This is a genomic window from Ruegeria sp. AA6 (assembly GCF_056542865.1).
The window spans coordinates 484509-499072 of sequence record NZ_JBQGAN010000001.1 but is presented as its reverse complement, the minus strand read 5'-3'; the positions used below and the strand labels follow the sequence as shown (position 1 = coordinate 499072).

The window sequence follows — 14564 nt, the reverse complement described above, 5'->3', positions numbered from 1 at the left end:
CAAATCATCGTTTAAACACAGGCGTCAACCGCCCGCTTGGTCATGACCCCGACAAGATGCGCCCGGTAGTCCTTGCTGCCGTGCAGATCGGCAATCATGTTGGCTGGGTTTATACGCAAACCCATCAGCGCATCCGCGCGGAATTCTTTATTCAACGCCTCCTCGGCCTCGGTCCAGCGGAAGACGCCGTCTTCACTGGCCCCGGTGACAGCAACACGTACACCATCTGCAAAACGCGCCAGAAAAACCCCGACCAAAGCGAACCGAGACGCGGGCTGCAGAAATTTCTGGTAACTCGCAGCCTGCGGCACGGGGAACCGAACCGAAGTGATGATTTCGCCTTCGTCCAACGCAGTGCTGAACATCCCTTCGAAAAAATCATCTGCCGCGATCTCGCGCGTATTGGTGATAATCGTCGCACCGGATCCCAACACACCCGCCGGATAACAGGCCGCAGGATCATTATTGGCGACAGAGCCACCTAGCGTGCCACGATTGCGCACCGCCGGATCACCGATCTGCCCCGCAAGAGCCGCCAATGCGGGATAGCTCCCCGCTGCTTCTGATGCCACCGTGGCGTGGGTCGTTGCGCCACCGATGGACACCGAGCCATCATCATTGACGCAGACGCCTTTAATCTCGGCAATACCACCCAGCGAAACCAACTTGGAAGGTGCCGCCAAGCGCTGCTTCAACGTGGGGATCAACGTCTGCCCGCCCCCAAGGGCCTGAGCATCCTCAACCTCCAAAGCGGCAACCGCATCAGCAATGGTCGAGGGCTTTTCAAACTCGAAATTATACATTTCGTCTTCCTTTCCAAAGAGCACTCCTCAGCTCTTCATCCTTTTGGAAATACTCCGGGGGTCCGGGGCTGGCCCCCGGTCCGCCCTCTCCACTCAACTGTTCATCGCCGCCCAAACGCGCGCCGGGCTCAAGGGCATGTCGATATGATCGACCGACTTGCCTCCTGAATTCAGCGCATCCAGAACCGCATTTACAACCGCTGGAGGAGACCCAATTGCCCCAGCCTCTCCACAGCCCTTCACACCCAGAGGGTTGTGCGTACAGGGAGTTTGGCTGGAGTGGTCAACACTATAAAACGGCACGTCATCGGCCCTGGGCATGGCGTAATCCATGTAGGATGCACTCAGCAGCTGACCATTCTCGTCATAGGTGCAGTTTTCCAACAGCGCCTGACCGATGCCCTGACCAATTCCGCCATGAACCTGACCGTCGACGATCATCGGGTTGATAATGTTGCCAAAGTCATCTGCAGCCGTGAACTTCTCAATGGTGACTTGACCAGTTTCGGGATCAACTTCGACCTCACAGGCATAGGCACCCGCAGGGTAAGTGAAATTCGCCGGATCGTAGAATGCGGTTTCCTCAAGCCCCGGCTCTAAATCCAACGGATAGTTGTGTGGAACATATGCTGTCAGGGTCACATCGCCCCAAGCCATTGACTTGTCCGTGCCCGCGACGCTGAACTTGCCGTCCTTCAGTTCAATATCGGCCTCGGAAGCTTCCAGCAAATGGGCTGCGATTTTCTTGGCCTTACCGATCACTTTTTCGGTCGCTTTCACCATGGCCGAGCCACATACCGCAAGCGAGCGCGAACCGTACGAACCCATGCCGAATGGTATCTTCGATGTATCACCATGCACAATCTCGACCATCGACTCATCAATGCCGATCATATCCGCCACGACCTGCGCAAACGCCGTTTCATGGCCCTGCCCGTGGCTGTGCGCGCCAACCATAACAGACAGGTTCCCAGTCGCGTTCACACGAACAGTCGCAGCGTCGTACAGTCCGACCCGGGCTCCGAGTGCGCCAACAAGACTTGAAGGCGCGATGCCGCAGGCTTCGATATAGCAGTTCACACCCAATCCACGCAGCTTGCCATTGGCTTCACTCTGCGCACGCCGTGCTTTGAAACCGGCGAGATCGCCGATCTCCTCCAGCTTATCCACCAAGGCCTCATAGTTTCCGGTATCGTATTCCAACCCGACAGGCGTCGTGTATGGGAATTGCTCGGGTTTAATGAAGTTCTTGCGGCGAATTTCGAAAGGATCCATCCCAAGCTCGCGCGCGCACTTGTCGATCGCACGTTCGATGGAATAGGTCGCCTCGGGGCGACCGGCGCCACGATAGGCATCGACTGGCGCCGAATTCGTAAAGACCGCTTTCAGATTCACGTACACATGGGGCACGGCGTAGTTGCCCGCCATCAAGGTGCCGTGAAGAAACGTCGGCGTCACCGTCGAAAAATTCGACAAATAAGCACCAACATTGGCCTGCGTTTCGGTACGGAACGCCACAAACGTTCCGTCCGTTTCGCAGGCGATCTCGATCTTGGTTACATGATCGCGTCCATGTGCATCGGTCAAAAAAGACTCCGAACGTTCTGCAGTCCATTTAACCGGCCGCCCCAGCTTTTTGGCTGCGGCAAGTACTAACGCCTCTTCACCATAGTGATAGATCTTAGAGCCAAAACCACCGCCAACATCTGGTGCGATGACAGTCAGCTTGTTTTCCGGAATTCCCAGAACGAAAGCACAGATCAGAAGTTGAGTAAGGTGCGGGTTTTGAGAGGTTGAATACAGCGTATAGTCACCGGTTCCCGGGTTGTAATCACCAATCGAGGAACGCGGCTCCATTGCGTTGGGAACCAGGCGGTTGTTGACCAGTTCCAGGGTCGTGACATGAGGCGCATTTCTGATTGCTTCATCGACGGATTCGCGATTGTCTTCGACCCAGCCCCAATCGAAACACAGGTTGGTTTCAATTTCATCGTGAACCAGTGGCGCACCTTCTGACAGTGCCTGTGCGGTCGAGGTAATCGCCGTCAGTTCGGTTATGTCTGCATCAATCGCCTCGGCGGCCGCGCGCGCCTGTTCATAGGTTTCGGCGACCACCGCGGCATATGCATCACCAACATGGCGGACTTTGCCGTGCGCAAGCACCGGACGCTTGGGCTCTTTCATTGGGGTTCCATCCCGGCTTTCGATGTACCAGCCAGCGGGATTTCCACCTACGTCTGCGAAATCTTCTCCTGTAAATACTGCCAAAACGCCGGGCATCGCCTCAGCCTCAGCCGTGTTTACGGAGTTTATTGCGCCATTAGCGACCGTCGAGCGCGCAAAAGCTGCAAAGGTCGTACCTGGCAAAGCAATATCGTCAGTATATTTTCCAGTTCCGGTCAGAAAGCGCACGTCTTCGCGCCGTTTTGAACTGGCTCCGATGCCACTGTCTTTGGGCATTGCTTGTTCTCCTCCCATTATCGGGTGCTTTTGTGCATCCCTTTCATTCCACGGGCGCCTCCTCTCACGCCCGCAGCGGCATTACTCGGCAGCGATGCTGCTAACGTCCTGACCGGATGCGGCCATGATCGCTTTGACGATGTTGTGGTAGCCGGTACAACGGCACAGATTACCTTCGAGGTACTTACGGATCTCGGCCTCGGTCGGGCGCGGATTGTCCTTGAGCAACGCCGCTGCGCTCATCACCATGCCCGGTGTGCAGAAGCCGCATTGCAGGCCGTGGTGGTCCTGAAACGCCTGCTGGATCGTGTTCAGCGAACCATCTGCTGCGGCTTGACCTTCGATGGTGCCCACATCGACGCCATCGGCCTCAAGCGCGAGCATGTTGCAGGATTTGACCGCCTCTCCATTCACATGCACAACACACGCGCCGCACTGCGCGGTGTCGCATCCCACATGTGTGCCGGTCAGGTGCAGATGGTCGCGCAGAAAGCTGGACAGCAATGTCCGGCCCTCGACATCACCGCTCACGGACTTTCCGTTCACAGTCATTGAGACCTGTGTCATTGGCTCCTCCCAAAATGAAATTCTCCCTGGCCCGAGTTAAACACGGGATTTTTTGTTTGAGAACAAAAATATTTAGCGCGCTAACTAGGAAGGCATTTGGACAGTCTTCAAAGGTATAGCGGCAACTTCGAAAGGCAAATTATCGGCGCGAAGCACGGGGTTGCGGACGCGTCGGGATCTCTTTTAGCAGGCCACCCACACCCATTCCGGCAATGTCCGCGCCGGTTGTTTCGATGCCGCATGCGACGCGGGACAGTACCCAGTCCGCCCCGTTCAGCGCCGGAGATCGGGCGCATCCCGGCAAGCCGATCACCGGGCGCTGCCCGAGCGAGCCAAGAAACAACAGGTTGCCCGGATCGACGGGCATGCCGAACCGATCCACCTGCCCACCGGCAGCGCGTACCGCTTCGGGTGCAACGTCTGCCACGTCCGAAGTGGCCGAGCCGGTCAAGATCATCAGCACATCACCCTGCATTTCGCCAAGTGCCGCAGAAAGCGCATCGGCCTGATGGGGCACAATGCGTATGTCGTTCATCTCCATCCCCAAGGCTTCAACGCGCCCGCCAATCGCAGCGATGCCTTTTTCATTCGGAGGCCCACCGGGAATATCGGTCACCACCAAACCCGCCTTTTGATAGACGGGTGTAGCCAGGCGAATTGCCCCTTGAGCCAGACGAGAGGCTGCCATCACGTCAGCACCGGGCACGGCATAGGATATGACCTTAATGGTTCCGACCATTTGGCCAGCGCCCATTTGCTGATGTTGCGGCACAGTGGCGACCGTAATCATCGGGTTAACCTGATTGAACGCCTCAAGCGCGGCTACATCCAGAACCGCTACGCCCGGCCCATCGGCAAGCAGGTTCACGCGGCCGGTAAACGGCTGCGTCACTCTTAGGTTTGCGGCTGCTGGGTCTGGAACCAGAGCGTTGGCCAACATCCCGGCCGCTTTGTCTTCGTGGCAATCTCCGGGCTCCAACTGGGCGACTGTGACAGTATTGTACCCAGCCGAAGTCAATTGCGCCTGATGTTCAGTTGTCAGGACAATACCTTTGCGTAGCTTGGCATCACAGGCCTGCACGGAATGGGCAAGAATGGCACCAGCGGCCTGATCTACGGGGACAGGACCAAACTTCACGATTTGCCTCGCAACACTGCGGTCATCTGAGCCAGAATGGACACCGCTATTTCAGAAGGGTCCGCAGCGCCGATATCCAGTCCGATGGGGCCGTGAATTCGCGCGATCTGAGCGTCGGTAAAACCAGCCTCTTTCATCCGTGCCACACGTTTGGCGTGGGTGCGCGTCGAGCCCAAAGCTCCGATATAAAACACTCCAGCCTGCAATGCGGATTGTAACGCCGGATCATCCAACTTGGGGTCATGTGTCAACAACACGACCGCCGTGCGCGCGTCCATACCAAGCTTGGCGACCGCTTCGTCTGGCCAGTCTGTCAGGATGGTTTCACCGGGGAAACGTGCACTCGAAGCAAAGGCATCGCGGGGGTCAACGATGGCTGGATCATAACCCGCAATCCTTGCCATGGGCACCAACGCCTGCGCAATGTGAACTGCTCCGACAATGATCAGCCGCAGCGGTGGGTTATGAACTGCCACGAAAGTCTGCCCGTCTTCCTCGAACCCCGAACGATCCATGCGCAGCCGGTCCGGGTAGGCATTGCGGCGCAGCGCTCTGTGGCCGGTTTCGATATTCACCTCATAGGCTATGGGTTCACGCTGCGCGCGCGCATCGACCAGTTCCTGCAGCATTCGTTCGGGCAGGACGTTGCCTACCGGCTCGACCAAGACACGAATAGTGCCACCACAGGCCAGCCCCACGGCAAACGCATCTTCGTCGCTGACACCGAACTCCAACAGTCGCGCGTCGCCTTCGTCGATTGCCTCCAGCGCCTCAACCACGACAGCGCCTTCAACGCACCCGCCCGAGACTGATCCTTCGATCCGACCATCCCCGCCAATGACCAACTGCGCACCAACGCGGCGCGGAGCGCTGCCCCATGTTTCGACAACAGTGGCCAAAGCTGTCGGCCTGCCTTCGCGATACCACCGCAAAGCCGTTTCGGGGCTGTTGTCGAATCTGTCCATAGAACCCTCCGGGCATGTTCTGAACCAACATAAGCAGGTTTGACAGGATGAAAAGGAACCGGTGCCAACAACCACATAAGCAAGTTCAAGAAAAGAGGCTCTCGGCACGAATTAGCCCGGATTGCCACCGTTTACGCAAAGGATTGATTGTCAGCATACGTGATTCTAGCCTACACGCGCTCATACCGCATTCCAGTATGCGCATATTTATTTTTCACAAGGGAGACAGAGACTTGAAACGCATTTTTACACTCGCAACGGCAATGGGCCTGCTGGCCTCGACAGCGGTCAGCGCGGATAGTTTCCTGCGTTATGGTGAGGTTGAGGGCTGGAAAGTCTTCATCGACCAGGACAAGAAGTCCTGCCTGATCGAGGCAGTAGATGACGCCGAAAACGTGGTTCAGATGGGCCTGACCGAAGATCGGGGCGTTGGCTATGTGGGCGTCTTCACCAAGGCCAAGACGGATATCAAACGCGGCGAGAAGGAAGCCGTGGCGATCCTGTTGGGCGACAACGTCTATCTTGGTGAAGCCACAGGCATGAAGGGCAACATCACGAAAGGGTATTCAGGCGGATACGTTCTGTCCGATGACCCTCAGTTCGCGGACGATATTGCCAAACAAAAGGTGATGGTAGTTTTCCCCGAGAAAGAATTTGCCTTCACCGTCGATCTGACCGGCACCTACAAGGCCATGGAAATGGCCCGCAAGTGCAATGAAGAACAGCTGAGCTGAGGTTCAGCCCGAAAGCGCGGTCATCAGCCGCGCTTTCTCACCCACGTCGTCGGGCTTCGAGATGACGGCGGCCAGATCTTCCAGCGACGCAATCGAATGACCCGCGCGAAAGCTGTCGACATGCGGCAGCATCGCCGCCACGCCCTGTGCCTTGGGCGCGAAACCATCCCAGCGCAGCAGTGGATTGAGCCAGATCAGACGGCGCGCGGACAGGTGCAAACGCTCCATCTCTTTCCCCAACGCCTCGGGGTCACCGCGGTCCAGCCCGTCCGAGATCAACAGTACCACCGCCCCCTGCCCCATGACCCGCCGCGACCAGTCGCGATTGAACGCGTGCAGGCATTCGCCGATCCGAGTTCCCCCCTCCCAATCCTGCGCCTCGGCCCCTGCAGCAGCTAGGGCCGCATCCACATCACGTTGCTGCAGATGGTGGGTTATATTGGTCAGCCTTGTGCCAAAAGTGAACGCATGAACCTTGGCCCAACCGGCCCCTTTGGCATTCGAAACTGTGTGCAGAAAATGCAGAATGATCCTGCTGTACTGGCTCATCGACCCCGAGATGTCGCACAGCACCACAAGGTTCGGCCAGCGCGGTTTGGGCTTGAGGAGCGCAATATCGCGCAGTTCTCCGCCCTGACGCATCGCCGCGCGCAAAGTCCGGGCGCGGTCGATTCTGCTGCCCAAATGGCTGGCTTGGCCGCGCCGGGATTCGATCGGGTTCACCGGCAGCGCCAACCGAGAAAGCATGCGTTTGGCTTGCGCAATTTCGGCTGTACTCATCTGCTCGAAGTCCAGGCTTCGCAACCTTTCCTCCGAGGATGCCGTTTGTGAGGCATCAATCTCCAACTCTGTGTCGTCTTCCTGCTCGGTCACATTGGGCAGTTCGCGTTCAACGCCGTCCAGCAGAGCCTCGGTCGCGCGTTTTTCTGCTGCATCAGCCTTGCGTTCTTCCTGCACGCCCCGGATCGCGGGCAACATCATGGACATCATATGTTCCAAGTATCGCGGGTCGCGCCAATACAGGCGAAACACTTGCGCAAACACTGTGCGATGTTCGGGACGGCTCACGAAACAGGCATGCAGGGTCCAATAGAAATCCCGCCGTTCGGTGAAACCTGCGGCCTGAACGGCGCGTATGGCATCAATGACGCGCCCAGTTCCGATGGGCAACCCGGCCTTGCGTAGCGCGCGGGCGAAATGAGTGATGTTTTGCGCCAGCTTTGGATCGTTGGGAATGTCCAGCGACAGTTGCTTGGCCATTAAGCAGGTTCCAGGTCAGCTTTGGCTTGATCCAGTATCCGCTTTGCCTCGGACCCTTGCAGCTTTTGAATGTCGTCCTGGTATTTCAGGATCGCACCCAGCGTATCACCGATCACTTCGGGGCTGAGGTTGATCACGTCCAGTGCCAGCAGGCATTTGGCCCAGTCTATCGTTTCGGCCACGCCCGGTTTCTTGAACAGGTCTTCCGTGCGCAGCCTTTGAACAAAGGCCACCACCTCGCGGCTGAGTGCCTCGGCGGCCTCGGGCGCGCGAGCGTGAAGGATTTCGATCTCGCGGTCGAAATCCGGGTAATCCACCCAGTGATACAGACAACGACGTTTTAAGGCGTCATGCACCTCGCGCGTGCGGTTCGAGGTCACCATGACGATTGGCGGTTCGGGGGCTTGCACCGTTCCCAATTCGGGGATCGTGACCTGAAAATCGCTGAGCGCTTCCAGCAAGAAGGCTTCGAACGGTTCATCGGTGCGGTCCAATTCGTCGATCAGCAGGACCGGCGCGCCGTTTCCATCCGGGCGCATGGCTTGCAACAGCGGGCGTTCGATCAGGTATTCATCCGAGAACAGTTCATTCTGCAACGCGCCCCGATCCGCGCCGCCCGCCGCTTCTGCCGTGCGGATCGCCACCATCTGCGCCGGAAAGTTCCACTCGTACACGGCCGAGGACGCATCCAACCCCTCATAGCATTGTAAGCGGATCAGACGCCGGTTCAGCCCCGAGGCAAGAGCCTTGGCGATCTCCGTTTTGCCAACACCAGCTTCGCCTTCCAGAAACAACGGACGACCAAGCTTTAGTGACAAGAAGACCACGGTGGCCAATGCCCGCCCGCAGACATAACCCTGTGCGCCCAGCATTTTCTGAACGGCATCAATTGTGTCCGGCTGTGTCATTTACAAATCTCTCCCTTGGACCAACAGGTCACGGTGGCGCGCGCGCGTCAAGACTGCGCCTGCCATTGACGTACGGCGATCAGGAATGTTGACAAGGTCTTTCGCACGCGCTGCCTGTATGCTAGCGGAGGCCCCATGACCGATAGCATCACGATCCGCCGCCCCGACGACTGGCACCTGCACCTGCGCGATGGCGCTATGTTGCAAGCCGTACTGCCTGAAACCGCGCGTCATTTTGGCCGCGCGATCATCATGCCGAACCTCGTGCCGCCCGTCGTTCGCGGCGATCAGGCCGCCGCCTATCGCGACCGCATCATGGCCGCTTTGCCCGAAGATATGACGTTCGAGCCACTGATGACCCTGTACCTGACCGAAGATACTGACCCCGAAGATATGGCAGCCGCCCACGCAAGCGGTCTGGTCAAGGCGGTCAAGCTGTACCCGGCAGGTGCAACGACCAATTCGCATTCCGGTGTGCGGAATTTCGACAACGTCCGTCCCGTTTTGGAGAAAATGGCCGAGATTGGTCTGCCTCTGTGCGTCCACGGCGAAGTCACCGATGCCGAGATCGACATTTTTGACCGAGAGGCCGTTTTCATCGACCGCGTTCTGGACCCGATCCGCAAGGCGACCCCGGGTCTACGCGTGGTGATGGAGCACATCACCACTAAAGATGGCGTTGAGTATGTGAAGTCCAACGAAACGGATCTGGGTGCGACCATCACGGCTCACCACTTGATCATCAACCGCAACCACATTCTGGTCGGCGGGATCAAGCCGCATTACTACTGCCTGCCCGTCGCCAAACGCGAAGAACACCGTCTGGAGCTGCTGAAAGCGGCCACGTCGGGCGACAAACGGTACTTCCTTGGCACCGACAGTGCGCCGCATACCGATGACAACAAGGAAATGGCCTGTGGTTGCGCTGGCTGTTTCACCGCGACGAATACCATGTCTCTGGTCGCCGAGATGTTCGATCGTGAAGGTGCCATGGACAAGCTGGAAGGTTTCGTTTCGCTGAACGGGCCTGCGTTCTATGGCCTGCCCGTGAACCAAGACACGATCACCCTGACCAAGGGCGACCCTGTCGAATACCCCAGCAAAATCGAAACAGGCGACGGCCCGGTGACAGTGTTCGAGCCGGGCTTCCCACTGCACTGGCGCGTGGTTTAACCCGCCAGTTTTGCAGCTAGATCGCGGACGCGGCCTCCGGTGCGCAGCATCGACCAGATCGCGTCCGCCTCGTCTCTTCCGATCAGCTTGGCGGCTTTCCCGCGCACGCGGTCCTCGCGGTCTGCCAGTGACATGGGTGCCGACAAGTCATGCGTCGCCTCAAGCCGTGCACCGTCCCGACGCAACAAGGTCAGATGCGCCTGCGTTTCGGTCAACGTTTCATCTGCCTCAACCGCGACACGGTCACGCAGCGAGTTTAGGCGCGGATCAGCGCAGACCTTTTCCGTGTAACTGTCGGGCAGTGCCGTATCGTACCCAAGCGCCTGCATGGCGATCACAGTGCGATATGAAAACTTGGCACCCAACCCTGTCGATGGAGACATCTGGTTGCACACGCTCATCCAGCGTGGATGGGTTTTCACTTTGATCTCAGCCACTTCGGGTTCGGCAATATCCAGATCGCGCCCGGCCTCAAGCGCGGCATGCAGGCCGTGGCAGCAGGCGTGGTATTTGTGGCTGACGCTTTCGAACAGCCATTCTTCACCCAATCCGGCCAATGCCGTTTGAGCATCGGCTTCCCCTTTGTGTGTCGCGCCGAAACCGAATTGCCCTTCGAGCGCGCTGCTATTCGGTTCAAATCCTTTGGCAACCAGCAATGCAGCCTCAACCCCCGCAGACGCCGCCAGGCCCGCATTATACGGTTTGCCCATCGTCCCAAACTGCGCCTTGAGACCCGCCGCGCGGGTTGCTGTCAGACCCAGAACTTTGTTCATCTGAACGGCGTCGAAACCAAGTACACGTCCTGCCGCGACAGCGGCCCCAAACGCGCCCGCCGTCGCAGTCTGATGGAAACCCGCCTGATAGTGGTCGCGACCCAGCCAAAGCCCGACGCGGATCGAAACCTCCATCCCGATCAGCGCGGCTTCAAGGAAATCGACAAGAATGCGATCATCCCACTCACACAGCGCCATTGCTGCTGGCAGCACAGCCACCGAAGGATGCCCGATATGGGCAAAATGCGTGTCGTCATAATCCAGGGCATGTGACACGGTTCCGTTGACCAAAGCCGCCCCTCGCAATGGGGCCGCTCCACCGCCGAACAGATGAGCTTGCGCGGCACCTTCTTCGCCTAATACCAGATCACGAACGGCCTTTGAGACCGGCTCAGCAACGCCTGCACGCCCAACAGCGATCCAGTCCAAAGCAGACAGAGAGGTAACGACTCGCGTTTGCATAGTCGTCTCAATCGGTCCTGCGGCGAACCCAGCCAGAGAATTGGAGAAATCATTCATGGGCGCAGTCTAACGCCCGGCATTCGCGGGTAAAGACCTAGCCGTATAATTCCGCCGCGCGGGTTTCAAAAGCTTGCACGATCCGATGCATGGCCTCGTTAAAGACGACGCCAATAATGCCTTGCAGGATGGCGTTCTTGAACTCGAAATCCACGTGGAAGGACACGTTACACCCACCCTCGGCTGCGTCTTCGAACTGCCAATCGGATTTCATGTATTTGAACGGGCCGTCCAGATATTCGGTATCGATCTTCATCTTCTCAGGAAATAGCGTCACCCGGCTGCCGAACCGTTCGCGGAACACTTTGAACGAGATGATAAGATCCGCCTCCAACACCTGCGCCTCGCCTGCGGCATAGGTACGGCGGATACGGGCGGCGGCGCACCAGGGCAGAAATTCAGGGTATTTCGCCACATCCGCAATCAAGTCGTACATCTGCTGAGCTGTATACGGCAGGTGACGGGTTTCCGAATGAGTAGGCATGGCGTCCGGTATTAACAGGTGACAATGGCGCGTGATTTCGTATGTTGCGCGCCAAAGATCAAGGGGGCTGTGATGACTGACCGCACTTATGTGATAGATGAGATGATCTCGGCCAAGGCCATCGCCGCCCGGATTGAGGAACTGTGTCGTGAGATCACCACCGAATTCGGTAATACTGATAAATTGATCGTTGTCGGCTTGCTGCGCGGCAGCTTTGTTTTCATCGCTGATCTGGTGCGTGAACTGGACCTACCGATCGAGGTAGATTTTCTTGAGGCATCTTCTTACGGCGATTCGATGGAAAGCAGCCGCGAAGTGCGCATTCTCAAAGACTTGCGCGGCGCAATTGAAGGGCGTGATGTTCTTGTGGTTGAAGACATCGTCGACACCGGGCACACGCTGAACCATGTGACCAAGTTGCTGTTAAGCCGTAAGCCTGCGCGTTTGAAATCCATCGCCTTGTTGGACAAACCAAGCCGACGTGAGGTTGATTTCCGGTCAGATTGGATCGGGTTTGAGATCCCCGATGAGTTCGTCGTGGGCTATGGCATTGACTACGCGCAACGCAACCGCAATCTGCCCTTTATTGGCAAAGTCCGCTTTACCGGGGAATAAGCGGCCCGAGCACCTGCTCGATTGCAGCCAAAAATATCCCGGTTCCGACCGGGATCAGCGCGTCTGGGAAATCGTAGTCGGGGTTGTGTAGTTGCGGCTGTTCGACCCCCGCCCCAAGCCAGAACATCGCGGCTTTTGCATCTTTGCCAAACTGTCCGAAATCCTCTGAAAACTTCTGCGGAGTTAGCGTCTCATTACAGCCAACACCCGCTTTCAAACAGGATTCGCTCAGGATTTCGACGGCCTCGGGTGTATTTACGCAGGCCTCAAACACATCGTCATAGGTTATTCCAAAATCCAAACCCTGTTCAGAGGCGACCTGCGCTACCAAAGCCTCGGCCTCATCCACCAAGCTGAGCATGCGATCATCAGCGACGGTGCGCAAAGTTACCCAAAGCTCGGCCTTTCCGGGGGCCACACCAAAGGTCGGCTCACCTAAATTGGCATGTGTGACGGTGGTCAGTGCGAAACGGGCGTCCAAAGGTCCACCTTTTCCGAGCGCTGCCAATTTCGGCATCAAGGACGCCAGTGCCGTTGCTGGCGACAAGCCATCTTGCGGAGCCGATGCGTGCGAAGTCTTACCCGTCAGCGCAACCTTCATGCCGCGCGAGGCACAATTGGCGGGACCAGCGCACAGTTCAACTTCCCCCAACGCCAAGCCCGGCAAATTGTGCAGCGAGAACACATAGTCCGGTGCGATTTCAGAAAACTTCGGGTCTGCTCGATAGGCAATTGCACCCCGCCCGGTTTCCTCGGCGGGTTGGAAAATCAGCGCTACGCGACCTGATTGCGGGCGGCTTTGGCTCAGATGATCAGCCACGCCCAAAACCATCGTCATATGGCCGTCGTGGCCGCACAGATGACCTTTGCCCTGAGCCCGCGACTTGTATGCCGCGCCCGAGATTTCCTGTATTGGCAATCCATCCAATTCACATCGGATGGCAACGGTCGCTCCGGGCTCACCGCTGTCATAGATACCTGCCACGCCGTGCCCTCCGATGCCTGTCAGAACCTGACTGACGCCGCGCGCTTGCAATTCTTCGGCAACGCGAGCAGCCGTCGCCTGCTCCTGACCAGAGAGTTCCGGTGTTTGATGCAGCTCGTGGCGCAGACGGATCAGCCGTTCGATGACCTCTGGTGTCACCCTTGTTCCAACTTCTTCTGACGTGCATCGCGCAGGCGCGCAAAGTCATCGCCTGCGTGATAGGACGACCGGGTCAGCGGCGTAGCCGAGACCATCAGGAAGCCCTTGCCATAGGCGGCTTTCTCGTAAGACGCGAACTCCTCGGGCGTGACAAAGCGGTCAACGCCGTGGTGTTTCGGCGTAGGCTGCAGATACTGACCGATAGTCAGGAAATCGATGTCGGCGGCACGCATGTCGTCCATGACCTGCCGAACCTGCTGTTCGTCCTCACCCAGACCGACCATGATACCGGATTTGGTAAAGATGGACGGGTCCAACTCCTTGACCCGCTGCAGCAGCCGCAGCGAGTGGAAATATCGCGCGCCGGGGCGCACTTCGGGATAAAGGCCGGGAACGGTTTCGAGGTTGTGGTTGAATACGTCCGGTTTGGCCTCGACCACGGTTTCCAGAACCGAGGGGTCGCATTTCAGGAAGTCCGGCGTCAGAATCTCGATCGTTGTTTTCGGCGAACGGTGACGCACCGCGCGAATGGTCTGCGCAAAATGCTCTGCCCCGCCGTCCTTCAGATCATCCCGGTCGACAGAGGTGATGACCACATGGTTCAGGCCCAGCTTCTGCACTGCATGCGCGACGCGTCCGGGCTCGAAGGCGTCCAACTCATCCGGGCGGCCAGTGGCGATGTTGCAGAAGGTACAACCGCGGGTACAAATCTCACCCATGATCATCATGGTGGCGTGGCCCTGGCTCCAGCATTCGCCGACATTTGGGCACCCGGCTTCTTCACAGACAGTGACCAGATTGTTTTCACGCATGATTTTGTGCGTTTCGGCATACCCTTTGCCGCCGGGCGCTTTTACGCGAATCCACTTCGGCTTTTTCGGCTGCGCATTGTCCTGACGATGCGCCTTTTCGGGATGTCGTTGTTCGGGGATCTTTAGATCACGCACGGTTCGCTTTCCTGACTTTGGGTCAATTATGCTTCCATATAATATACACAGTCGCCCATAGCTACACCACCCGT

At 57.8% G+C, this 14564-nt stretch carries 14 protein-coding genes; 3 read left to right on the top strand and 11 right to left on the bottom strand.

The features are described from left to right. Window positions 1-11: 11 nt before the first annotated feature. The 5 genes from ACR0LN_RS02285 to ACR0LN_RS02265 form a co-directional block, all read right to left on the bottom strand. Complete coding sequence (locus ACR0LN_RS02285; protein WP_480427518.1) at window positions 12-803, bottom strand: FAD binding domain-containing protein; 792 nt, start codon at window positions 801-803, stop codon at window positions 12-14. 93 nt (window positions 804-896) lie between these two features. Beyond that, complete coding sequence (locus tag ACR0LN_RS02280) at window positions 897-3263, bottom strand: xanthine dehydrogenase family protein molybdopterin-binding subunit (protein ID WP_480427517.1); 2367 nt, start codon at window positions 3261-3263, stop codon at window positions 897-899. A gap of 81 nt (window positions 3264-3344) precedes the next feature. Then, window positions 3345-3830, bottom strand: coding sequence for a (2Fe-2S)-binding protein (locus ACR0LN_RS02275; RefSeq protein WP_480427516.1), 486 nt, complete (start codon window positions 3828-3830; stop codon window positions 3345-3347). Between the two features lie 139 nt (window positions 3831-3969). After that, a complete protein-coding gene (locus ACR0LN_RS02270) occupies window positions 3970-4968 on the bottom strand; it encodes a molybdopterin-binding protein (RefSeq protein ID WP_480427515.1) in 999 nt (332 codons plus the stop codon). Next, the gene (locus ACR0LN_RS02265; protein ID WP_480427514.1) at window positions 4965-5933 is read right to left on the bottom strand and encodes an XdhC family protein; all 969 of its coding nucleotides are present in this window, start codon (window positions 5931-5933) and stop codon (window positions 4965-4967) included. Before ACR0LN_RS02265 ends, ACR0LN_RS02270 begins: the two co-directional genes overlap by 4 nt. Before the next feature lie 233 nt (window positions 5934-6166). On the opposite strand from ACR0LN_RS02265, the gene ACR0LN_RS02260 reads away from it, so the two are divergent. Next, complete coding sequence (locus ACR0LN_RS02260) at window positions 6167-6667, top strand: hypothetical protein (protein ID WP_480427513.1); 501 nt, start codon at window positions 6167-6169, stop codon at window positions 6665-6667. 3 nt (window positions 6668-6670) lie between these two features. Here the strand turns inward: ACR0LN_RS02260 and ACR0LN_RS02255 are convergent, their stop codons facing one another. Further along, complete coding sequence (locus tag ACR0LN_RS02255; protein WP_480427511.1) at window positions 6671-7927, bottom strand: vWA domain-containing protein; 1257 nt, start codon at window positions 7925-7927, stop codon at window positions 6671-6673. Beyond that, entirely contained in the window at window positions 7927-8835 is a 909-nt protein-coding gene (locus ACR0LN_RS02250) for an AAA family ATPase (RefSeq protein ID WP_480427509.1), read from the bottom strand. Before ACR0LN_RS02250 ends, ACR0LN_RS02255 begins: the two co-directional genes overlap by 1 nt. 135 nt (window positions 8836-8970) lie before the next feature. On the opposite strand from ACR0LN_RS02250, the gene pyrC reads away from it, so the two are divergent. Continuing rightward, window positions 8971-10008: a dihydroorotase gene (gene pyrC / locus ACR0LN_RS02245; protein WP_480427507.1), complete on the top strand. Its 1038-nt coding sequence runs from the start codon at window positions 8971-8973 to the stop codon at window positions 10006-10008. Here pyrC and ACR0LN_RS02240 read toward each other — a convergent pair. Both ACR0LN_RS02240 and ACR0LN_RS02235 read right to left on the bottom strand, forming a co-directional pair. Further along, window positions 10005-11300, bottom strand: coding sequence for an MmgE/PrpD family protein (locus tag ACR0LN_RS02240; protein WP_480427505.1), 1296 nt, complete (start codon window positions 11298-11300; stop codon window positions 10005-10007). The genes pyrC and ACR0LN_RS02240 overlap by 4 nt on opposite strands. Window positions 11301-11337: 37 nt before the next feature. Beyond that, window positions 11338-11784 carry a type II toxin-antitoxin system RatA family toxin gene (locus tag ACR0LN_RS02235; protein WP_480427503.1) on the bottom strand — a complete coding sequence of 149 codons (447 nt, stop codon included), beginning with the start codon at window positions 11782-11784 and terminating at the stop codon, window positions 11338-11340. Between the two features lie 72 nt (window positions 11785-11856). Here ACR0LN_RS02235 and hpt point away from each other — a divergent pair, with 72 nt between their 5' ends. After that, a complete protein-coding gene (hpt, locus tag ACR0LN_RS02230) occupies window positions 11857-12399 on the top strand; it encodes a hypoxanthine phosphoribosyltransferase (protein WP_480427501.1) in 543 nt (180 codons plus the stop codon). On the opposite strand, the gene ACR0LN_RS02225 is transcribed toward hpt, so the two are convergent. Together ACR0LN_RS02225 and lipA are read right to left on the bottom strand one after the other, a co-directional pair. Continuing rightward, a complete protein-coding gene (locus tag ACR0LN_RS02225; RefSeq protein WP_480427499.1) occupies window positions 12386-13543 on the bottom strand; it encodes an amidohydrolase in 1158 nt (385 codons plus the stop codon). The genes hpt and ACR0LN_RS02225 overlap by 14 nt on opposite strands. Beyond that, on the bottom strand, window positions 13540-14490 hold the full coding sequence (gene lipA, locus ACR0LN_RS02220; protein ID WP_480427497.1) for a lipoyl synthase: 951 nt from the start codon (window positions 14488-14490) through the stop codon (window positions 13540-13542). Before lipA ends, ACR0LN_RS02225 begins: the two co-directional genes overlap by 4 nt. Window positions 14491-14564 lie beyond the last annotated feature (74 nt).

Coding starts and splice junctions, on each gene's coding strand:
- ACR0LN_RS02285 (WP_480427518.1), bottom strand. CDS start 803: ATGTATAATTTCGAGTTTGAAAAGCCCTCGACCATTGCTGATGCGGTT.
- ACR0LN_RS02280 (WP_480427517.1), bottom strand. CDS start 3,263: ATGCCCAAAGACAGTGGCATCGGAGCCAGTTCAAAACGGCGCGAAGAC.
- ACR0LN_RS02275 (WP_480427516.1), bottom strand. CDS start 3,830: ATGACACAGGTCTCAATGACTGTGAACGGAAAGTCCGTGAGCGGTGAT.
- ACR0LN_RS02265 (WP_480427514.1), bottom strand. CDS start 5,933: ATGGACAGATTCGACAACAGCCCCGAAACGGCTTTGCGGTGGTATCGC.
- ACR0LN_RS02255 (WP_480427511.1), bottom strand. CDS start 7,927: ATGGCCAAGCAACTGTCGCTGGACATTCCCAACGATCCAAAGCTGGCG.
- ACR0LN_RS02250 (WP_480427509.1), bottom strand. CDS start 8,835: ATGACACAGCCGGACACAATTGATGCCGTTCAGAAAATGCTGGGCGCA.
- pyrC (WP_480427507.1), top strand. CDS start 8,971: ATGACCGATAGCATCACGATCCGCCGCCCCGACGACTGGCACCTGCAC.
- ACR0LN_RS02240 (WP_480427505.1), bottom strand. CDS start 11,300: ATGAATGATTTCTCCAATTCTCTGGCTGGGTTCGCCGCAGGACCGATT.
- ACR0LN_RS02235 (WP_480427503.1), bottom strand. CDS start 11,784: ATGCCTACTCATTCGGAAACCCGTCACCTGCCGTATACAGCTCAGCAG.
- hpt (WP_480427501.1), top strand. CDS start 11,857: ATGACTGACCGCACTTATGTGATAGATGAGATGATCTCGGCCAAGGCC.